The following is a 19,280-nucleotide window of genomic DNA, read 5'->3' as shown; positions in this document are numbered from 1 at the left end:
GTGACCGGGAAAGGGCCGCCGGCGCGGCGGCCCGTTCCGTCCCACCCTCAGGACGCCCGCGAGAGCGGCGAGAGCAGACGCCGCGCGGCGGCGACCAGCTCCGCGGCACGGGCCCCGGGCCGGCGCGCCGAGGGCGGCGGCGCGCTGGTCCAGTCGGCGCAGGGCGGCGCCGGCGCGACCCGCGCGCGCGCGACGAGCGCCGCGACCGCGCCCGGCGCGTCCGCGGCTTCCGCCGACAGCCAGATCATGCCGCGCGCGACCACGATCGCCGCCACCGGCCGTCCGTCCCGCCGCGCCACGTGGACGCGGCAGGCCTTCTCCCGCGCGGCGCGGCGCGTCGCCGTGCGCACGAGGTTCGCCCGCCCCGGGTCCTGAACCAGCGCCAGCGCGCGCCGGGCGCGCGCCGTCTCCGCATCGAGCGCGAGGAAGATCTCCACCGCATCGCGAATCTCCCCCGCGCTCCGCGCCACCGCGACGTCGAGCCCGGCCGCCGCCGGGGCCTCCGGCGCCGGATCGGGCGTGGGCGTCCGCGGCGGCGTGAGGACCCGCAGCCCCTTCTCGACCAGCGCCTCCGCGAGCGCCGAGCCCGCCGGCACGTCCCCCAGGATCAGGGGAACCCGCCGCTCTCCGGCGAAGGCGAGCAGCGCCCCCAGCGCGCGCGGCGCCGCGTCGCGGTCGATCAGCGGCGTCGCCGCGGGCAAGAGGTCGGCCCGCCAGGGCGCGAGCCGGCGCAGCGGCGCGCCGAGCCGCGGGCCGACCACCGGCGCGACGCCGATCAGCGTCTCCCCGCGCCAGACGAGCAGCGCGTCGAGATGCCGGCCCTCGGGCAGGTGCCGCGCGGCGGCGGCCAGGAAGGCGTGCTCGCAGAACGGGCTCGGCGCGAGTGCGCGCTTGGCGAGGCCCGCCCAGGCCGGCGCGGCGGCGTCGAGGTCGAGCGCGCCGCGCACCTCGATCTCGCAATCGTCGGCCTTAAAGCGCGGCAGAGGCGGCGGCGGCGTCACGCGGCGGCGGCCGCCGCCCGGGATCAGGGACAGGTTTGGAGCGCCGGCGGACGAGAACGCGAACATGACCGATCCTTCGTGACATCGCTCTGTGCCGTTCCGGAACGCGGGATCGTTCGAAACGGCCTTCGCGCGTTCACCTTTCAGAAACCATGCCAGAGGCGCCCGCGCTGGACCCGCCTCGCCGCCGCGGGCTAGAAGGGGCCGTGCCCCGCGACCCCGCCCCCCGCCTCCTCGTCTTCGCCGCCCTGTTCGTCACGGGCGCGGCGACGCTCGCCCTCGAGCTGATCGCCTCGCGCCTGCTCACGCCCTATGTCGGCGGCGGGCTCACGGTCTGGACGGCGATCCTCTCGGTGACGCTGCTCGCCCTCGCCTACGGCTATCATCTCGGCTCGCGCTGGTCGGCGGCGGACGCGCGCCGGCGTTTCGTGCGCATCCCGGCGCTCGCCGGCGCGGTGCTCGGCCTCACCGCGGCGCTCTATCCGCTCCTGCTGCCGCAGCTCGCCATCGGCGGCGCGCTGACCGGCGCCTTCGTCGGCGTGACCCTGGTGCTCGCCCCCGCGCTCGTGCTGCTCAGCGCCATGGGCCCGCTCGGCATCGCCCTGATCCGCACGGGGGAGGGCGATTCCGGCGCGGGCGAGGTCTTCGCGGTCTCGACCGTGGGGTCCGTCGTCGGCGTGTTCGTCGCGGCCTTCCTGCTCCTGCCCTTCATGGCGCCGCCCGCGACCCTCGCCGTGCTGGCGCTCGCGCTGATCGCCGTCTCGGTGGCGAGCGCGCGCGGCCTGCGCGAGACCGCCGGCCTCGTCCTCGTCCTGCCGGGCGCGCTCGGCGCGGCGGCGCTCGCCGGCGCCTCGCTCGTGGTCGCCCCGGAAACGGTGGCGCTCGGCCCCTACCGCGTCGCCCATGTCGCCACCGAGCGCAGCCCGCACGCGACGATCGTCGTCGCCGACGTCACCCGGCCCGGGAGCGAAGGCGTCGTGCGCGTCTATCTCGAGGAGAACCAGGTCCAGAGCGCGCTCGGCCGCGATCTGCCCGGCCGCCCGCTCTCCTACGCCGCCATGACCGAGGCCGCCGTCGCGGCGACGACCCCGCCCGGCGGGCGCGTGCTGGTGCTCGGCCTCGCCGGCGGCGTGATCGCGAGCGATCTCGCCCGGGCGGGCTTCGCCGTCACGGCGGTGGACGTGAACCCGGCGGCGGGAGCGGTGGCGGAGCGCTGGTTCGATCTCGCGCCCGATGTGGAGGTGGTGGTCGCCGACGCGCGGCTCTTCCTCGAGGGCTGCGCGCGCGGCTACGACGCCATGCTGGTCGACGTCTTCAGCGGGCTCGAGATCCCCGAGCATCTCGTGGTGCGCGAGACCTTCGCCGCCGCCGCCGGCTGCCTGCGCGAGGGCGGCGCCCTCGTCGTCAACGCCGTGGTGCCGCCGCTGGATACCCGCCCGACGCGCCGGCTCCTCGCCGCGATCGCGGCCGCGACAGACGGAGCGGTCGCGGTCTACGAGGAGACGCCCGGCGCCGGGGGACGGCGCAACCGCATCCTCCTCGCCGGCGTCCCGGCCCGGAACGCGCCCACGCTCGTCATCGGCGACTACCCGCGCGACCTCTTCTCCCGCGAGAGCCGCCGGCTCGCGCCCGAGCTCGTGACGCCGGCCGACCTCGCGGACGTCGCCCCGCTCACGGACTGGAGCAACGATTTCGCGCTGTCGATCGCGCTCGCGACGCCCGCGCCGTCGGTGTTCCCGGTGCCGGCGCAGTGGTATTGAGCGCGCGCTTTCACCGCCCCGCCTTCATCCCCGGCAGGAGCCCCAGAGGGTTGTCCGCCATCGCCGCCCGGTCGGGCGTGTCGAGCGCCGGCTGGGAGCGGAAGGCGGCCCAGAGGCTCTCGACATAGGCCTTGTCGAGGTCCTTGACGATCAGGACGATCCGGGTGCGGCGGTCCGCGCTCGGCCAGGCGTCGAGCACGGCGGGGACGTGGAGCACGTGCTGGACGCCGTGGATCACGACGGGCCTCTCCGGGCTCTCCGCCAGCTGGACGATCCCCTTCATGCGCAGGAGCTTCGGTCCCTGCGTCGCGCGCAGCATGTCGAGGAAGAGGTCGAGCGCGCGCTGCGGCACCGGCTCGTCGGCGGTCAGGCAGAAGGCGCGGATCGCGGCGTCGTGGCGGTTGGGGTCGTGGTGGTGATGGTGATGATCGTGGCCGTGGCCGTGATGATCGTGATCGTGATGGTCCCCGTGCTGGGCCGCGTGCGCCTTCGCCTCGGCCTCCGCCACGCCCTCGGCCGAGAGCCAGGCGGCGACGTCCGCCGGCTTGCCGGAGAGGTCGAAGAGGCCGCGCCCGAACAGGGCCCCCGCCGGGATCGCGCCCTCCACCGCCTCGTGCAGGCGCGCGCCGGGCGCGAGCGCCGCGAGGCGACCCTTCAGCGCGGCGACGGTCTCGGCGCCGGCGAGGTCGCCCTTGGTGATCACGATCGCGTCGGCCACCGCCGCCTGGCGCACGGCCTCCTCGTGCGCGTCGAGGGTCGCCGCCCCGTTCACCGCGTCGACGACGGTGACGACGCCCTCCACCGCGTAGCGCAGCTTCAGGTAGGGGTGGTAGAGCACCGCGTGCAGGATCGGCGCGGGGTCGGCGAGGCCCGTCGTCTCGACGATCACGCGCCGGAACGGCATGATCCGCCCGTTGTCGCGCTTGCGCAGCAGGTCCTCGAGCGTGGCGACGAGATCGCCGCGCACGGTGCAGCACAGGCAGCCCGCCGAGAGCAGCACCATGCCCTCGTCCACCGTCTCGACCAGGAGATGGTCGAGCCCCACCTCGCCGAACTCGTTCATGATCACGACCGTGTCCGCCAGCGCCTCGTCCTGGAGGAGCCGGTTGAGCAGCGTGGTCTTGCCGGCGCCGAGGAAGCCGGTGAGAACGTCGAGCGGGATCGGGTCGGGGCGGCGGGTCATGCGGGGCCTCGTTGTCTGGCGAGGAGCTCGGGAAGGCTCACTCCCGCGGGCGCCCGAAATCCGGCGCCGGCGCGTCCTGGCCTTCCGAGACGATGCCGCGGCGGATGGCGCGGGTGCGGGTGAACAGCTCGTAGAGCGCCTCGCCGTCGTCCCAGCGGATGGCGCGGGCGAGCGCGGAGAGGTCCTCGTTGAACCGCTGCAGCATCTCGAGCACGGCTTCCTTGTTGTTGAGGAAGACGTCGCGCCACATGGTCGGGTCGGAGGCGGCGATGCGGGTGAAGTCGCGGAAGCCGCCGGCGGAGAACTTGATCACCTCCGAGCGGGTGACGCGCTCGAGATCCGCCGCCGTGCCGACGATGTTGTAGGCGATGAGGTGGGGCACGTGGCTCGTGATGGCGAGCACGAGATCGTGGTGGGGCGCCGACATGATCTCGACCGCCGAGCCCATGCCCTCCCACAGCGCGCGCACGGCCTCGACCGCCTGCGGGTCCGTGCCGTAGGCCGGCGTGAGGATCGCCCAGCGCCCGGCGAAGAGCGTGGCGAAGCCGGCTTCGGGGCCGGAATCCTCCGTGCCCGCCACCGGATGGGCCGGCACGAACTGCACGCCCTTCGGCAGGTGCGGCTCGACCTGGGCCATCACCGCGCCCTTCACCGAGCCGACGTCGGAGACGATCGCCCCCGGCTCCAGCGCCGGCGCGATCGCCTTCGCCACCGCCCCGCAGGCGCCCACCGGCACGCAGAGGATCACGCAATCGGCCCCGTGCGCGGCCTCGGCCGCGTCGGCGGTGACGGCATCCGCGATGCCGAGATCGCGCACCCGCGCGCACACGCCCTCGTCGCGGTCGGCGGCGACGACGGAGCCGGCGAGGTTCTGCCGGCGGGCGGCGCGGGCGATGGACGACCCGATCAGCCCCATGCCGACGATGGCGAGGCGCCGGAACAGCGGCGCCTCGCGGGGGGCGCCGAGCCGCTCAGGCATCGCGCCCCTCCAGGAAGTCGCGCAGGCCCGCGAGCACCAGCCGGTTCGCCGCCTCGGTGCCGATCGTCATGCGCAGCGCGTTCGGCAGCCCGTAGCTCTCGATCCGGCGCAGCACCAGGCCGCGGCGGGTGAGGAAGGCGTCCGCGTCCTTGGCCGAGCGGCCGGGCTCGGCGGGGAAGTGGATGACGACGAAGTTGCCGACGCTCGGCGTCACCGCGAGCCCCAGCGCCGCGATCTCGCGGGTGACGATCTCGAGCCAGGCCTCGTTGTGCGCGACCGACTCGGAGACGAACGCCTCGTCCTCGATCGCCGCGACTCCGGCGGCCAGCGCGACGGAATTGACGTTGAAGGGCGGGCGGATGCGCTCCAGCGCGTCGATGACGTGCGCGGGGCCGACCATCCAGCCGAGGCGGAGCGCCGCGAGGCCGTAGACCTTCGAGAAGGTGCGCGTCATCACCACGTTCTCGGCGGTGAGCGCGAGCTCGAGGCCCGAGGCGTAGTCGTTGCGGCGCACGTATTCCGCATAGGCCGCGTCGAGCACGAGGAGAACGTGGGGCGGCAGCGCGGCGTGCAGCCGGCGCACCTCGTCGAAGGGCAGGTAGGTGCCCGTCGGGTTGTTCGGGTTCGCCAGGAAGACGATCCTGGTGCGTTCGGTGACGCAGGCGAGGATCGCGTCGACGTCCGCCGTCAGGTCGCGCTCCTTCGCCACGACCGGCGTGCCGCCCGCCGTGAGGATGGCGATGCGGTAGACCAGGAAGCCGTGCTCGCAGAAGATCCCCTCGTCGCCGGGGCCGATATAGGCCTGGGCCAGCATCTCGAGCAGCTCGTCCGAGCCGTTGCCGCAGACGATGCGCTTCGGGTCGAGCCCGTATTTCCGCGCGATCGCCTCGCGCAGCGTCGTCGCCGAGCCGTCGGGATAGACCGCGAGCTTGCCGGTGGCCGCGCGCGCGGCCTCGATCGCCTTCGGCGAGGCGCCGAACGGGTTCTCGTTCGAGGAGAGCTTGTGGGGCGTCACGCCCGGCGGCACCGCGCTCTTGCCCGGCACGTAGGCCTCGATCGCGTGCACGCCCGGGCGCGGCTCGGGGCGCGCGAGCGGGACGGGACGGGACGCCTCGGCGAGGGCGGGGGAGAGAACGGTCTGCGCGGACATCGGTCTGGCCTCGTCTGGCCGGGATTGCGGAATGCGCCCGCGGGCGTCGCCCCGGACCCGGGTTACCTAGAGCATGATCCCACCGAGTGGAATCCGGTTGGTGGACGAGATCATGCTCCGAAGATGAATCTAGAGCGGTGCCCGACCCGATCGCCTCGGGTCGGGCACTGCTCTAGCGCATCGCGCCGACGATTTCACGCGCTAAGATACCGCGCCGCCCTTCAGCTGGAGCCGCGCGGCGTGGCTGCCGACCTCGACGATCTCCGAGACCGGCGCCCGGCTCGCCTCCAGCGCGGCGACGAGATCGGCGGGCTCGACCGCGCCCGGCGTCGCCACCAGCGCCGAGAGCTCGCCCGCGAGCCCGGTCGTGCAGACGATCTCGCCGCCGAGCGTCGCCACCGCGTCGGCGGCGGCGTCGCGCCAGCGCTCGACGCGCACGGCGTGGAGCACCACTTCCCGCACGGCGGCGTCCGCGAGCGGCTTCGAGATCACGTAGACCGGCGTGCCGGCGGGGTGGTCGGGGCGCTCGATGAAGGGCAGGCGCGCGATGATCTTGGGCGCCCCCTCGCCCGCGAGGCGCCGCCACCAGGCGCCCGCCGAGGCGCCCTGGTCGATGCGGAAGACGCCGAGATCCCCGCGCGAGGCCGCCACCGCCGCGATCACCGCCCCGGCGCCCTGGTGGGGGACGTAGGGCACCGTGAAGCCGAAATGGAAGCGCGCCGAATCCCGCATCGGCGCGTCCCCGCCGGACACGTCGGCGTGGACGGAGTACGGCGCCTGGACCCAGGTGAAGGTGCCGATGATCACCCGCCAGATCGATTCCACCGTGTCGAGCGGCAGGATCCCGCGATGGCGCTCGGCGATGGCCTTCATCACCGCGGTCTCGCGCCCGGGGCGGAAGGCCGAGCCGGACTCGCTCGTCTTCTTCACCGCGATCAGCCGCTCGATGATCTCCCCTCGCTCCATCAGGAGCGCGTGCATCTCGGCGTCGATGCGGTCGATCTCCCCGCGCAAGGAGGCGAGGTCGATGGGGGCGGGGGTGTCGGGCATGGCGGCGCGGGTCTCCTGAGGCGGCGCACTATGGGCGGGGTACGGGGGGAGGGCAAGGGCGCGGCTGACGTTAGGTCATGCACCCGCGCGTGCGCTCCCCGCCGCCCGCGGCTTCGGCAGCAACCCGAGCCGCGCCCGCCCCATCCACCGCCACACCAGCAGCACCGCGGTGAGCGCCAGCCCGCCGGCGAGGCCGAACCAGATGCCGACGCCCTCGAGGCCGGCGTAGAACCCGAGCCCCACCGCGAGCGGCATGCCGAACAGCCAATAGCCGGTCAGCGCCAGGAACATCGGCACGCGGGTGTCGTGCAGGCCGCGCAGCATGCCCGCCGTCACCGCCTGGGCGCCGTCGACCACCTGGAACAGGGCCGCCAGCGCGAGATAGGACACCGCCAGCGAGACGATGACGGCGTTGGCGGGGTCGCCGACGTCGAGGAAGGCGGAGATCAGGAGCCGCGGCGCCGCGATCATCACCAGCGCCATCACCGCCATGAACCCGACGCCGAGCCCGAAGGCGATCCAGCCGGCGCGCGTGATCGCGGCGTGGTCGCCCGCGCCGTAGGCGAGGCCGACGCGCACGGTCGCCGCCATGGAGATCCCGAGCGGCACCATGAACGAGAGCGAGGCGATCTGGATCGCGATCTGGTGGGCGGCCAGCGCCTCCGTCGAGATCAGCCCCATCAGGAAGACGGCGGCGGAGAAGATCGTCACCTCGAACAGCACGATCGCGGCGATCGGCAGGCCGAGCCGCCAGAGCTGGAAGAAGCGCGGCCAGTCCGGGCGCCAGAAGCGGCCGAAGATGCGGTAGCGCCGGGCCCTGCGGTGCGTGATCACGAGCAGCGCCAGCGCGCCGAACAGGAAGACGTTGGTCAGCGTCGTCGCCCAGCCGGCGCCGACGAGGCCCAGCATCGGCGCGCCCCAATTGCCGAAGATCAACGCCCAGTTCAGCGCGGCGTTGACGCCAACCGCGGCGAGGCCGACCACCAGCGCCAGCAGCGGGCGTTCCAGCGCGGCGACGAAGTTGCGCAGCGTGAGATAGAAGTAGGCCGGCAGCAGGCACCACATCACGGCCCGCGCGTAGCCCGCCGCCATCTCGGCGAGGACCGGGTCCTGCCCGAGCCAGCCGAGCACGGTGCGGGCGTTCCACAGGAGCAGCCAGGCCGGCACGACCAGCACCGCCCCGGCCCAGAAGCCCTGGCGGACCGTGCGGCGCACCTCGCGCACCGCGTGGCGCTTGCGCCCACGCTCGGCGGCGATCATGGCCGAGACCGCGCTGAACAGCCCCACCCCCGCGATGAAGCACACGAACATCAGGTTCGAGCCGAGCGCGCCCGCCGCCAGGGCCTCCGGCGAGAGCCAGGAGAGCATCAGGACGTCGGTCGCCTGCAGCGCGGTCTGCGCCACGTTGGTCAGGATCAGGGGCCAGGACAGCGCGAGCGTCGCGATCGTCTCGCGCCGCCACGCCCCCTGCCCCCGGGGCGGCGCGGTGGTGAGCGCCTCGCTCGCGGGGATCATCGGTCTCGTCTTTCCAAGGGACGGGCGTTGTACGCCGCGGCGGCCGGCGTGGCTATCGCGAATGTGAGGGGAGGGGGCGCGGGGCCCGAGGGTCAGCGGCCGAGGACGAAGACGCGCAGGCGGCGCAGGCGACTTCGTCGCGTGTTTCGGATCGCCACGCTCAAGTGGGGGCGACTCCGAAGATAGTACGTGATCGTTCGGGATGCAAGAACGTAGTGTTGGGCTTCCGACGCGTTTGCGCGCCTACGTATCAGGCCGGGTCGGCCGCGTTCAATCGCCAGCGACGCCGGCCCTTCCGTCGTCACAAAGCGCAGTCCACCACCTCGAGCAGCTCCAGCGCGCTCAGCCGTCCCGTCAGCGTGAAGTCCTCGAACTCGAAGACGAGGTCGCTCGAGACGCCGTTCTCGTAGAGCGTGAAGCCGATCACGTAGGCCGGCGTGCGCTCTCCGGGACCCGGCTCGAAATAGGACAGGCGCACCGGCCAGCGCGCCAGGTCCGCGAGCGGCGCGGCGACGGCGTCGGCCGCGCCCTCCGGCAGCGCGCGCCCGAGGATCGCCAGCGTGTCGTAGACCGTCCGCCCGTCGCCGGTGCCGTCGTAGACCCGCGTCGCGAGGAGCGGCGCGCCCGCCTGCGCGGTCTCGATCATGGCGACGATGTGCTGGGTCGGGAACATCGGCGCGCCCTCCACCACGAGCCTCGCGTCCTCCGGCTGATCGAGCGCGATCACCGTCTCGCCGTCGGTCCGCTCGGCCGAGCCCTCGACCTCCTCCAGCGTGATTCCGTCCGCGCGGGTCTCGGAGCGGAAGCGCAGGACCGAGGCGTCCGCCTCCTCGAAGGTGGCGCTGTTCGAATCGAGCGTGCGCGACGGCGTCTCCCGGCCCTGGAGCGCGGTCACCTGTCGCAGCCGCGTGGTGTAGCCCTCGCAGGGCGAGCCGTAGAACTCGATGGCGATGCGCCCCTGCGCCGACGACAGCGTCTCCGATCCCGGCGCGAGCGCGAGATCGTAGACGGCGCGGTGCGGCGTCAGCGGCGAGGCTTCGGCGAGGCCGCCGGCGAGGAGGACGAGAGCCGTGAGGACCGAACCGGGACCGAGCGCGCGCATGCCGCAACCTCTCCTGAGACGGGCCCTGTGTAGAACCGCCCGGGCGGCGGCGCAATGCGCCCGCTTGCGTCGCGCCCGCGGATCGGCCAGAGCTTGCGCCGTCCGCGCGCCAGGGCCGCGCCGCTCGAGGAGGATCGCCGCATGAGCATGATCGAGGACCGTCTCGCCGCAAAGGGCCTCTCGCTGCCGCAGGCCGCGGCGCCCGTCGCCAACTACGTGCCCTACGTCCGCACCGGGAACCTGGTGATCGTCTCGGGCCAGATCTGCCTGTCCGCCGACGGCAAGCTCGCGCCCGAGCACGTCGGCAAGCTCGGCGGGGAGGTGTCGATGGAGGCGGGGCAGGCGGCGGCGCGGCTGTGCGGGCTCAACCTCATCGCCCAGCTCAAGGCCGCCGTGGGCGATCTCGACGAGGTCGTGCGCTGCGTGCGCCTCGGCGGCTTCATCAACGCCAGGCCCGATTTCGCCGCCATCGCGCAGGTGATGAACGGCGCCTCCGACCTGATGGTCGAGGCCATGGGCGAGGCCGGCCGCCATGCCCGCTCGACGGTCGGCGTCGCCGAATTGCCGATGGACGCGGCCGTCGAGGTCGAGGGCATGTTCGAGGTCAAGGCCCACGGATGAGCGCCGCCCCTCTCGCCGCCGCGCCGGACTGGCTGACGGCGCGCCCCATCGCCCATCGCGGCCTGCACGACCGTGCCGCGGGCGTGATCGAGAATTCCCTCGCGGCCGCCCGCGCGGCCGCGGCGCGGGGCTTCTCCATCGAGTGCGACGTGCAGGACACGGCCGACGGCGAGGCGATGGTCTTCCATGACTACACGCTCGAGCGCCTCGTGGGCCGCGACGGCGTCGTGCGCGAGACGCCCTCCCGCGCGCTGGCCGGCATGGCTCTCGCCGGCGCCGAGGGCGAGGAGCGCGTGCCCTCGCTCGCGGCGCTGCTGGAGGCGATCGGCGGGCGCGTGCCCCTCGTCGTCGAGATCAAGAGCCGCTTCGACGGCGACATGACGCTGGCCGCCCGGACGGTGGAGGTGCTGTCCGGCTATTCCGGCCGTGTGGCGGTGAAGTCCTTCGATCCGGCGGTGGTCGCCGAGGTGCGCCGGCGCGCGCCCCACCTGCCGCGCGGGATCGTCGCCGAGGCGCACTACGTCCACCAGGGCTGGCGCCACCTCACCGAGGCGCAGAAGCACGCCTTCGCCAACCTGCTGCACTGGGAGGAGACGCGCCCGCATTTCCTCTCCTGGCACGTCGCCGACCTCCCCAGCGCCGCCCCCCACCTGTGCCGCCGCGCGCTCGGCCTGCCGGTCATGGCCTGGACCGTCCGCACCGCCGACGCGGCGGCGCATGCGAGCACGCACGCCGACCAGATCGTGTTCGAGGGCTTCGACCCGGCGTGACGCCGGACGGGGCCTCGCCCCCTCCCAAAAAGCGACGTGTGCATCGGTCAGCCCTCGGAGGAAGGGGAGCCCCCCGCACTCCCTCCGAGCCCTCCTCACAGCAGGCTCGCCCTCGCGTCGATCTCCCGGAGATAGCGCTCGATCGTCGCCTGCGGGCCGCCGATGTCGACGAGCGGCGCGCGGGAGACCGCGCGCACGTCGACGCGGGCGCCGGCGGGCGTGGGCCGAACCCGGATCGCGAGCTCGATCGGCAGGCGCAGCACGAGCGTGTCGGCGCGCGCGTCGATGCGCCCCGCCGCCGAGCGCCCGCCCGGCGCCGAGGCCTCGACGATGGTGAAGCCGCTCGCCTCCGCGGCCTCGCGGGCGAGCGCGAAGGCGGCGTCCTCGGGCATCTCGAGCGTGAGCCCGTCGAGCCGCGGCGCGGCCGCGCGCTGGCTCTCGCGCAGGCCCGGCGGGACCTGCGGCGCGACCCAGCCGCCGCGGGCCTGGACAGCCGGCCGCGAGGCGGAGAAGGCCGGCGCCCGGGCGGCGTCGGTCGTCACGTCGAGCATCGGCGGGCCGGCGAGCGTCCCCGCCGCGACGAAGGCCGGGTAGGCCAGGACCAGGATCCCGAGCAGGAAACCGCCCACCGCGCGGCCGAAGCCCTTGTGGCCCTCGACCCAGATCCGGGCGAAGGCCCCGAGCGCGAGCAGCACGGCGAGCCCCGCGAGCCCGCAGGCGGCCGCGAGCGCCACGAGCCCCGGCTCCAGCTCCACCCGGCGCCACCGCACCAGCACGCCCGCCAGCAGGAAGACCGCGAGCGCCAGCCAGCCGACGCGCTGCGACCACGTCGCGAGCCGCGACATCGGGTCCTCGACGATGAGACGACGCATCTCAGCCCTCGATCAGGACCCGCCGCGCCGCGATCTCCGCCGCCACGTAGTCCAGGAACACGCGAACGCGGGCCGAGCGCCGCAGGTCCGGATGGGTGAGCAGCCACAAGCCCGCCGAGAATTCCGGGCGCGGGTCGGAGAGCCGGCGCAGGCCGGGCCGCGCGTCGCCGATCAGGCAGGGCGCGGCGCCGATGCCGAGCCCCGTCTCGATCGCCTCCGCGAGGCCGAGCACCGTCGAGATCTTGGCCGCGATCCGCTCCGCCGCCACGTGCTCGTGCACGAAGCGGGCGACCTTCAGGCCGGAGAGATTGTCGCCGAGCGTCACCCAGTCGCGGCCGTAGAGCGTGACGAGATCGGGCGGCTCGGGATCGGGGAAGTCCTCGCGCCGCGCGTAGAGCGCCCAGCTGATCGTCGCGAGCCGGCGGCCGACCAGCGTCTCCGGCGGCGAATCGGTGGCGCGCAGAGCGACGTCCGCGTCGCGCTTCGACAGGTTGAGCGCCTGGTTGGCGAGGACGAGATCGAGCCGGATCTCGGGATAGCGCTCCCGGAAGCCGGCGAGGATCGGCATCAGCAGGTGGACGAGGAGCGAATCGCTCGTCGTCACCCGCAATTCGCCCGCCGGCGCGATCGCCTGGCCGGCGATCTTGCGGGCGAAGCCGTTGATGTCCTCGTCCATCCGCTCGGCGATGGCGCACATCTCCTCGCCCGCCGTGGTCAGCGCGTAGCCGGTGCGGTGGCGGTCGAACAGCTTGACGCCGAGCCCGGTCTCGAGCTGGCCGAGACGCCGGAACACGGTGGAATGGTTCACGCCGAGCGCGGCGGCGGCGCCGGTGAGGCCCCGCGCCTCGGCGATGATCTTCACCAGGCGGAAATCGTCCCAGGCGAGCTGATTGGCGTTCAACGTCATGCTTGCGACCGCGCAAAGTTATTCTTCCAAGGATAGCTCTGGCGTTGCGTGAGGGAAAGCCCAATTTTCGCGCTCACGGCGCCCCGAGGCGCTTTCCCGAAAATCCGCTCCGCTTCCCGCGGACGCGCCGCACCAGCCCAGGAGATCCGCGATGACCAAGGTCCTCGTTCTGTACTATTCCACCTACGGCCATATCGAGCAGATGGCCCACGCCGCCGCCGAGGGCGCGAAGGAGACCGGCGCCGAGGTGCACGTCAAGCGCGTGCCCGAGCTGGTGCCGGACGAGATCGCGAAGTCCTCCGGCTTCAAGCTCGACCAGGCCGCGCCGGTCGCGACCCCGGGCGAGCTCGCCGACTACGACGCGGTGATCTTCGGCGCGCCGACCCGCTTCGGCAACATGCCCGCCCAGATGAAGAACTTCCTCGACCAGACCGGCGGGCTCTGGGCGCAGGGCAAGCTCGTCGGCAAGGTGGGCTCGGTCTTCACCTCCTCCGCGACCCAGCACGGCGGCCAGGAATCGACCATCCTCTCCTTCCACACGGTGCTGCTGCACCAGGGCATGGTGATCGTGGGCCTGCCCTACGCCTTCCAGGGCCAGATGGGTCTCGACGAGATCAAGGGCGGCTCGCCCTACGGCGCCTCCACCATCGCCGGCGCCGACGGCTCCCGCCAGCCCTCAGCCGTAGAGCTCGAGGGCGCGCGCTACCAGGGCCGCCACGTGGCGCAGATCGCCGCGAAGCTCGCCGGCTGACGCGCGCGGATGAAACCTCTTCGGCGCCCGGGACGAGATCGAGGCTCGGCCGCCGAAGCGGACGACGTTCAGCGAAGGCGATCCTTCTGTTCAGCTTGCACCGTCCGGATCGGTATTCCGCAGCGAGGCGCGCATCTCCGTGACGACTCGTACGAGCTGCGGCAGATCGGTCACCGCGGATCGCCGGAGCATCGTCGGGTCGAGACGGTGGTACTGATGTGCGATGATGTTGCGCAGCCCGACGAATCCCGGCCAATCGATCTGCGGATATCGCGCCAGGAGGTCTCGCGGCAGCGCATTCATGGCCTCCCCATCTCGCTGAGGGCATTCTCGAGCGCTCGGAAACGGATGTCGTCGTCGAGGGGCAGGCGGTCGATCGCCGCCGGGTCCAGGCCGGAAACGATGCGAAGGGCCGCATCGGCCGCATCCAGGATGTCCTGCAGACGATCTTCGACCGAACGAGCCATCAGAACACCCTGATCGCGTCCCGGCGGATACGCTCGGCGGCCTCGTCCGTCAGCATCGACCAGAGCGAAAGGTCGACAGGTCGAGCAAGCCAGCTTTCGAAGTCGAGTCTCAGGCGGGAGAAGCCGACGAGGCTCAGTTGGCAATCCGGGGAAAGGATGACGATCAAGTCGACGTCGCTTTCGGCCGTGGCGTCGCCGCGGGCGGTCGAGCCGAACAGCCAAAGCGACTCGACGCCGCGCGCTCGCAGGTCGCGCTCCCGGCCGGCGAGACGACGGACGACGTCGTCGGCTCGCGCCGCTGCTTCCGGATGGATTTCAAGCTCGGTTCCGGGGTCGATCACCTCGGGTTCCCCCAGCTCCTCCAGCCGCCGCCGCACGCCCTCCGGCAGCCCGCCCTGCGCCAGCAGCGCCCGATGCGCGCCCGTGCGCACCAGGTCCTCCAGGCTCAGCAGCGCGTAGCGGGGCGTGTCGTGGTGGGTGATGAAGACCGGCTCGCGCGAGGCCGTGCGCTGGACCTCGGCGGAGCGCCTCTGCAGGTCTGCGGCGGTGACGACGGCCATGGTGGGGCTCCGAGGGAAAGTCTGTAAAATACAGATTTTCGCCGGTTCCCGCAATCCACCCACATCGCTCCCGCGCCGCCGGTCTCCCCTCGCCCCGGCGGCGAGGGGTCGGGGGTGTGGGGCGTGCAGAACGATCTCGACGCCGATGCCGCCCGCCCCGAACCGGACGATCGCAAGTATGTTCCGGCTCGCGCCGACACGGAGGTCGTGTCGGCGCTCTCATCCCCGCAATCCCCCCTCCATCGCCGCCACGGCGCATGACTCCGCCCCCGCTTCGTGCTGTATGCTCCCCCGCATGCGCTACCCGCCCGACCTGCTCGACGAGATCCGCGCCCGGCTTCCCGTATCGGAGGTCGTGGGCCGGCGCGTGCAGCTGAAGAAGGCGGGGCGGGAATGGAAGGCGCTCTCGCCCTTCAACGCGGAGAAGACGCCGTCCTTCTACGTGAACGACCAGAAGGGCTTCTACCACTGCTTCTCGTCGGGCAAGCACGGCGACATCTTCCGCTTCCTGATGGAGACGGAGGGCGTCACCTTCCCCGAGGCGGTGGAGCGGCTCGCGGCCCAGGCCGGCGTCGCGCTGCCCACCGCCGATCCCGCGGACGAGGCCCGCCAGAAGCGCCGCACCGACCTCGTCGACGTGATGGAGCTCGCCGCCGCCTTCTTCGAGGCGGAGCTGAAGGGCCGGCGCGGCGGCAAGGCGCGCGACTATCTCGCGAGGCGCGGCCTCGACGAGACGCTGCAGGCGCGCTTCCGCATCGGCTATTCCCCCGCCGACCGCTACGCGCTGCGCGACCATCTCGCCGGCAAGGGCGTGCCCGCCGAGATGATGGCGGAGGCGGGCCTCCTCGTCACGGGCGAGGACGTCAACGTTCCCTTCGACCGCTTTCGCGACCGGGTGATGTTCCCGATCTGCGACCTGCGCGGGCGCGTCGTCGCCTTCGGCGGGCGGGCGCTCCAGGCGGACGTGCCGGCGAAATACCTCAATTCCCCGGAGACGCCGCTCTTCCACAAGGGCGCGACCCTCTACAACGCCCACCTCGCCCGCAAGGCCGCGCAACAGCGCGGCACGATCGTCGCGGTGGAGGGCTATGTCGACGTCATCGCGCTGACCGCGATCGGCTACCCGAACGCCGTCGCCCCGCTCGGCACGGCGCTGACCGAGGAGCAGCTCGCGCTCCTGTGGCGGATGACGGACGAGCCGATCCTGTGCTTCGACGGCGACAAGGCCGGGCGCCGCGCCGCCTTCCGCGCGCTCGACGTCGCGCTCCCCGCGCTCCCGGTCGGCAAGTCGCTGCGCTTCGCCATCCTGCCCGAGGGGCAGGACCCGGACGATCTCGCCCGTTCCGGCGGCGCGCCGGCGGTGGAGCGCGTGCTGTCCGCGGCTCTGCCCCTCGTCGAGATTCTCTGGGCGCGCGAGCTCGAGGCCGGTCCCACCGACACGCCCGAGCACCGCGCCGCCCTCGAGCGCCGGCTCTTCGCCGCCGTGCGCACGATCAAGGACGAGACGCTGCAGCGCTATTTCCGCGAGGACGTCGAGACCCGTCTCGCCGACGCCTTCGGCGCGGCGCGCCGCGGGCGCGGGGCGGCGCAGGAGCGGGGCGGATACGGCGGGCGCGGCGGGGCCGGGCGGGCCGGCGGCGGCGGCCGCGGCGGGGGAGGGCGCACCGGCGGGCGCTTCGAGGAGCGGCACGGCGCGCGCCTGCCCGCCGGCTACCGGCCGAGCCCGCATCTCCTGCGCACGCGCCTCTTCGCCGGGGACGCCGTCGCCCCCGAGGCGCCGCATCCCCGCGAGGCCGCGATCCTCGGCGCCTTCGCCACGCATCCCGCGCTGCTCGAGGCGCAGGCCGAGACGCTGGCCGAGCTCGATTTCGCCAGCCCCGAGGCCACCGCCGTGCAGCGCTGTCTCGTCGACTGCGCCGCGCGGCACGAAGCGCTCTCGCCGGAGGTGATCGCGGCGAGGCTCGAGCGGGCGGGGCTTCACCGCGCGGTGGAATCGTTGTACGAGCGCATCGTGCCGGGGCTACGCTGGATCTGCGATCCCCTCGCCGATCCGTTGCGCGTGGAAGACGCCGTGCGGCAGGCCATCATCTTGCATCGCCGCGCGCGCACGCTACATACCGAACTCCGGTCGGCCGAGCGGGCTCTCGCCGAGGACGACAGCGAGGCGAACCTGGCTTGGCTGCGCGAGGTTCAGACGCAGCTCTCCTCCGTGGAGGGCGCGGAGGCTCAGCGCGAGGACGGGTAACGAGATCCGCGACGGCCGCCGACGGCGCGGCGGCCGAAGGCGGGCGGAACGGGTCACGAAGGGGAATTCGCGCGCGGCGCGCGGGTTTCATGGTTAACGGTTCGACAAGGCGACGCGTGTTGGATAGGGGGCCGCTCCGGGCGAGCGGCGCGAGACGCGAAGCCCAAGAGACGCGAAGCCCACAAGACGCGTGAGCGGGACGCGTAGGATATCCGAATGGCGACGAAGACGACTGAAACGACCGACACGGCCCCCGAGCAGCAGTCGGACGGGCCGCTGCTCGATTTGACCGACGCCGCCGTCAAGCGGATGATCAAGGCCGCGCGCAAGCGCGGCTGGGTCACCTACGACGAGCTGAACTCGGTCCTGCCGCCGGACGAGTTCTCGTCCGAGCAGATCGAGGACGTGCTCGGCCAGCTCAGCGAGATGGGCATCAACGTCGTCGAGAGCGAGGAGGCCGATCCCGAGGCGCAGGCCGAGGAGGCCGAGGAGGAAGCCGAGGGCGGCGACCTGGTCGAGGCCTCCCAGGGCCGCGCCGTCGCGACGCGCCCGGAGACCGCCAAGGAGCCGACCGACCGCACCGACGATCCCGTGCGCATGTATCTGCGCGAGATGGGCTCCGTCGAGCTGCTCTCGCGCGAGGGCGAGATCGCCATCGCCAAGCGCATCGAGGCCGGTCGCGAGGCGATGATCGCGGGCCTATGCGAGAGCCCGCTCACCTTCCAGGCCATCATCATCTGGCGCGACGAGCTCGTCGAGGGCCGCGTGCTGCTGCGCGACATCATCGATCTCGAGGCCACCTACGCCGACCCCGAGGGCCGCGGCGCCGATCGCGGCGACGGCGAGGCCGAAGGCGAGACCGCGGAAGGCGACGGCGCCGCTGCGGCGGCGGGTCGCGAGAACGGTCGTGCTGCATCCGCTGCGGCGCCCAACGGCGCCGTGAACGGCGCGCATTCCGCAACGGAAGGCGATGGCGCAGCGTCAGGCGCGCCGGAGGGCGATCTCGACGACGACGACATGGAGAACAACGTCTCGCTCTCCGCCATGGAGGCCGAGCTCAAGCCGCGCGTGCTCGAGACGTTCGACAACATCGCCGACAACTACAAGAAGCTGCGCCGCCTGCAGCTGGAGCATGTCGAGCAGCGCCTGCAGAACTCCCAGCTGACGCCCTCGCAGGAGCGCAAGTACAAGAAGCTCAAGGACGAGATCGTCACCGACGTGAAGTCGCTCTCGCTCAACCAGAACCGCATCGACGCGCTGGTGGAGCAGCTCTACGACATCAACAAGCGCCTCCTCTCGTTCGAGGGCCGGCTGATGCGCCTCGCCGAGAGCTACGGCGTCGGCCGCGAGGACTTCCTGCGCAACTACCAGGGCCACGAGCTCGATCCGAAGTGGCTGCTGCGGGTCTCGAAGCTCGGCGGCCGCGGCTGGCGCGACTTCTCCGCCAACGGCAAGGACAACATCCACGCGCTGCGCGAGTCGATCCAGGCGCTCGCCTCCGAGACCGGGCTCGAGATCTCCGAGTTCCGCAAGATCGTGCACATGGTGCAGAAGGGCGAGCGCGAGGCCCGCCAGGCGAAGAAGGAGATGATCGAGGCGAACCTGCGCCTCGTGATCTCCATCGCCAAGAAGTACACGAACCGCGGCCTGCAGTTCCTGGACCTGATCCAGGAGGGCAACATCGGCCTGATGAAGGCGGTGGACAAGTTCGAGTACCGGCGCGGCTACAAGTTCTCGACCTACGCCACGTGGTGGATCCGGCAGGCGATCACCCGCTCGATCGCCGACCAGGCGCGCACGATCCGCATCCCCGTGCACATGATCGAGACGATCAACAAGATCGTGCGCACCTCGCGCCAGATGCTCCACGAGATCGGCCGCGAGCCGACCCCCGAGGAGCTGGCCGAGAAGCTCGCCATGCCGCTCGAGAAGGTCCGCAAGGTCCTCAAGATCGCCAAGGAGCCGATCTCCCTCGAGACGCCGATCGGCGACGAGGAGGATTCGCATCTGGGCGACTTCATCGAGGACAAGAACGCGATCCTGCCGATCGACGCCGCGATCCAGTCGAACCTGCGCGAGACCACGACCCGCGTGCTGGCCTCCCTCACGCCCCGCGAGGAGCGCGTCCTGCGCATGCGCTTCGGCATCGGCATGAACACCGACCACACGCTGGAAGAGGTCGGCCAGCAATTCTCCGTCACCCGCGAGCGCATCCGTCAGATCGAGGCGAAGGCGCTCAGGAAGCTCAAGCACCCGTCGCGGAGCCGGAAGCTGCGGAGCTTCCTGGACAATTGATCGGCCGCGGAGGCGGTTCTGGGACAAGGACGCCCGCGGTGGGAGCCGCGGG

Annotated in this window: 18 protein-coding genes; 6 read left to right on the top strand and 12 right to left on the bottom strand. The window is 72.6% G+C overall.

Translation table 11 applies throughout. The features are described 5' to 3' along the window. Positions 1–47: 47 nt before the first annotated feature. Complete coding sequence (locus tag ABL310_RS18925) at positions 48–1,067, bottom strand: GNAT family N-acetyltransferase (protein WP_349368552.1); 1,020 nt, start codon at positions 1,065–1,067, stop codon at positions 48–50. 140 nt (positions 1,068–1,207) lie between these two features. Between ABL310_RS18925 and ABL310_RS18920 the strand changes: the two genes are divergently transcribed. Continuing rightward, the gene (locus ABL310_RS18920) at positions 1,208–2,761 is read left to right on the top strand and encodes a fused MFS/spermidine synthase (protein ID WP_349368551.1); all 1,554 of its coding nucleotides are present in this window, start codon (positions 1,208–1,210) and stop codon (positions 2,759–2,761) included. 10 nt (positions 2,762–2,771) lie between these two features. Here the strand turns inward: ABL310_RS18920 and ABL310_RS18915 are convergent, their stop codons facing one another. The 6 genes from ABL310_RS18915 to ABL310_RS18890 all read right to left on the bottom strand — a co-directional run bounded on the left by ABL310_RS18915 (position 2,772) and on the right by ABL310_RS18890 (position 9,740). After that, entirely contained in the window at positions 2,772–3,944 is a 1,173-nt protein-coding gene (locus tag ABL310_RS18915; protein ID WP_349368550.1) for a GTP-binding protein, read from the bottom strand. A gap of 37 nt (positions 3,945–3,981) precedes the next feature. Next, positions 3,982–4,923 carry a prephenate/arogenate dehydrogenase family protein gene (locus tag ABL310_RS18910; RefSeq protein WP_349368549.1) on the bottom strand — a complete coding sequence of 314 codons (942 nt, stop codon included), beginning with the start codon at positions 4,921–4,923 and terminating at the stop codon, positions 3,982–3,984. Further along, the gene (hisC, locus tag ABL310_RS18905; protein WP_349368548.1) at positions 4,916–6,073 is read right to left on the bottom strand and encodes a histidinol-phosphate transaminase; all 1,158 of its coding nucleotides are present in this window, start codon (positions 6,071–6,073) and stop codon (positions 4,916–4,918) included. Before hisC ends, ABL310_RS18910 begins: the two co-directional genes overlap by 8 nt. A 201-nt stretch (positions 6,074–6,274) precedes the next feature. Continuing rightward, positions 6,275–7,123: a chorismate mutase gene (locus ABL310_RS18900; RefSeq protein WP_349368547.1), complete on the bottom strand. Its 849-nt coding sequence runs from the start codon at positions 7,121–7,123 to the stop codon at positions 6,275–6,277. A 75-nt stretch (positions 7,124–7,198) separates the two neighbouring features. Continuing rightward, positions 7,199–8,635 (bottom strand): MATE family efflux transporter, encoded by a 1,437-nt coding sequence (locus ABL310_RS18895; protein ID WP_374730413.1) that lies wholly within the window; start codon positions 8,633–8,635, stop codon positions 7,199–7,201. A gap of 304 nt (positions 8,636–8,939) precedes the next feature. Beyond that, complete coding sequence (locus ABL310_RS18890; RefSeq protein WP_349368545.1) at positions 8,940–9,740, bottom strand: cell envelope integrity EipB family protein; 801 nt, start codon at positions 9,738–9,740, stop codon at positions 8,940–8,942. 141 nt (positions 9,741–9,881) lie between these two features. Between ABL310_RS18890 and ABL310_RS18885 the strand changes: the two genes are divergently transcribed. Further along, on the top strand, positions 9,882–10,361 hold the full coding sequence (locus ABL310_RS18885) for a RidA family protein (protein WP_349368544.1): 480 nt from the start codon (positions 9,882–9,884) through the stop codon (positions 10,359–10,361). Next, positions 10,358–11,131 carry a glycerophosphodiester phosphodiesterase family protein gene (locus ABL310_RS18880; RefSeq protein ID WP_349368543.1) on the top strand — a complete coding sequence of 258 codons (774 nt, stop codon included), beginning with the start codon at positions 10,358–10,360 and terminating at the stop codon, positions 11,129–11,131. Before ABL310_RS18885 ends, ABL310_RS18880 begins: the two co-directional genes overlap by 4 nt. Before the next feature lie 95 nt (positions 11,132–11,226). Here ABL310_RS18880 and ABL310_RS18875 read toward each other — a convergent pair whose 3' ends face one another. Next, entirely contained in the window at positions 11,227–12,003 is a 777-nt protein-coding gene (locus ABL310_RS18875) for a DUF1499 domain-containing protein (protein ID WP_349368542.1), read from the bottom strand. A 1-nt stretch (position 12,004) separates the two neighbouring features. Then, positions 12,005–12,910, bottom strand: coding sequence for a LysR family transcriptional regulator (locus ABL310_RS18870; RefSeq protein WP_349368541.1), 906 nt, complete (start codon positions 12,908–12,910; stop codon positions 12,005–12,007). A 151-nt stretch (positions 12,911–13,061) separates the two neighbouring features. On the opposite strand from ABL310_RS18870, the gene wrbA reads away from it, so the two are divergent. Next, positions 13,062–13,661, top strand: a complete 600-nt coding sequence (gene wrbA / locus ABL310_RS18865) for an NAD(P)H:quinone oxidoreductase (RefSeq protein ID WP_349368540.1) — start codon at positions 13,062–13,064, stop codon at positions 13,659–13,661. Between the two features lie 90 nt (positions 13,662–13,751). On the opposite strand, the gene ABL310_RS18860 is transcribed toward wrbA, so the two are convergent. The 3 genes from ABL310_RS18860 to ABL310_RS18850 are packed head-to-tail and all read right to left on the bottom strand — an operon-like array spanning position 13,752 to position 14,688. Beyond that, positions 13,752–13,964: a HepT-like ribonuclease domain-containing protein gene (locus ABL310_RS18860; RefSeq protein WP_349368539.1), complete on the bottom strand. Its 213-nt coding sequence runs from the start codon at positions 13,962–13,964 to the stop codon at positions 13,752–13,754. Then, positions 13,961–14,128, bottom strand: a complete 168-nt coding sequence (locus ABL310_RS18855; protein WP_349368538.1) for a hypothetical protein — start codon at positions 14,126–14,128, stop codon at positions 13,961–13,963. The genes ABL310_RS18860 and ABL310_RS18855 overlap by 4 nt, the downstream gene beginning before the upstream one ends. Then, positions 14,128–14,688 (bottom strand): nucleotidyltransferase domain-containing protein, encoded by a 561-nt coding sequence (locus tag ABL310_RS18850; protein ID WP_349368537.1) that lies wholly within the window; start codon positions 14,686–14,688, stop codon positions 14,128–14,130. The genes ABL310_RS18855 and ABL310_RS18850 overlap by 1 nt, the downstream gene beginning before the upstream one ends. A gap of 295 nt (positions 14,689–14,983) precedes the next feature. Between ABL310_RS18850 and dnaG the strand changes: the two genes are divergently transcribed. Next, positions 14,984–16,933, top strand: coding sequence for a DNA primase (dnaG, locus tag ABL310_RS18845; RefSeq protein WP_349368536.1), 1,950 nt, complete (start codon positions 14,984–14,986; stop codon positions 16,931–16,933). 216 nt (positions 16,934–17,149) lie between these two features. After that, positions 17,150–19,228 carry an RNA polymerase sigma factor RpoD gene (gene rpoD, locus ABL310_RS18840; RefSeq protein ID WP_349368535.1) on the top strand — a complete coding sequence of 693 codons (2,079 nt, stop codon included), beginning with the start codon at positions 17,150–17,152 and terminating at the stop codon, positions 19,226–19,228. Positions 19,229–19,280 lie beyond the last annotated feature (52 nt).

Origin of the sequence: Salinarimonas sp., assembly GCF_040111675.1 — a bacterium.
Taxonomy (GTDB): domain Bacteria; phylum Pseudomonadota; class Alphaproteobacteria; order Rhizobiales; family Beijerinckiaceae; genus Salinarimonas.
Note: the sequence above shows the minus strand (reverse complement) of the source record. Positions and strands in the feature narration are given on the sequence as shown.

Excerpts from the sequence above, each read along its gene's own strand:
- ABL310_RS18925 (WP_349368552.1), bottom strand. The coding sequence starts at position 1,067 with ATGTTCGCGTTCTCGTCCGCCGGCGCTCCAAACCTGTCCCTGATCCCG.
- ABL310_RS18915 (WP_349368550.1), bottom strand. The coding sequence starts at position 3,944 with ATGACCCGCCGCCCCGACCCGATCCCGCTCGACGTTCTCACCGGCTTC.
- ABL310_RS18910 (WP_349368549.1), bottom strand. The coding sequence starts at position 4,923 with ATGCCTGAGCGGCTCGGCGCCCCCCGCGAGGCGCCGCTGTTCCGGCGC.
- hisC (WP_349368548.1), bottom strand. The coding sequence starts at position 6,073 with ATGTCCGCGCAGACCGTTCTCTCCCCCGCCCTCGCCGAGGCGTCCCGT.
- ABL310_RS18900 (WP_349368547.1), bottom strand. The coding sequence starts at position 7,123 with ATGCCCGACACCCCCGCCCCCATCGACCTCGCCTCCTTGCGCGGGGAG.
- ABL310_RS18890 (WP_349368545.1), bottom strand. The coding sequence starts at position 9,740 with ATGCGCGCGCTCGGTCCCGGTTCGGTCCTCACGGCTCTCGTCCTCCTC.
- ABL310_RS18885 (WP_349368544.1), top strand. The coding sequence starts at position 9,882 with ATGAGCATGATCGAGGACCGTCTCGCCGCAAAGGGCCTCTCGCTGCCG.
- ABL310_RS18880 (WP_349368543.1), top strand. The coding sequence starts at position 10,358 with ATGAGCGCCGCCCCTCTCGCCGCCGCGCCGGACTGGCTGACGGCGCGC.
- ABL310_RS18875 (WP_349368542.1), bottom strand. The coding sequence starts at position 12,003 with ATGCGTCGTCTCATCGTCGAGGACCCGATGTCGCGGCTCGCGACGTGG.
- ABL310_RS18870 (WP_349368541.1), bottom strand. The coding sequence starts at position 12,910 with ATGACGTTGAACGCCAATCAGCTCGCCTGGGACGATTTCCGCCTGGTG.
- wrbA (WP_349368540.1), top strand. The coding sequence starts at position 13,062 with ATGACCAAGGTCCTCGTTCTGTACTATTCCACCTACGGCCATATCGAG.
- ABL310_RS18860 (WP_349368539.1), bottom strand. The coding sequence starts at position 13,964 with ATGAATGCGCTGCCGCGAGACCTCCTGGCGCGATATCCGCAGATCGAT.
- ABL310_RS18855 (WP_349368538.1), bottom strand. The coding sequence starts at position 14,128 with ATGGCTCGTTCGGTCGAAGATCGTCTGCAGGACATCCTGGATGCGGCC.
- ABL310_RS18850 (WP_349368537.1), bottom strand. The coding sequence starts at position 14,688 with ATGGCCGTCGTCACCGCCGCAGACCTGCAGAGGCGCTCCGCCGAGGTC.
- dnaG (WP_349368536.1), top strand. The coding sequence starts at position 14,984 with ATGCGCTACCCGCCCGACCTGCTCGACGAGATCCGCGCCCGGCTTCCC.
- rpoD (WP_349368535.1), top strand. The coding sequence starts at position 17,150 with ATGGCGACGAAGACGACTGAAACGACCGACACGGCCCCCGAGCAGCAG.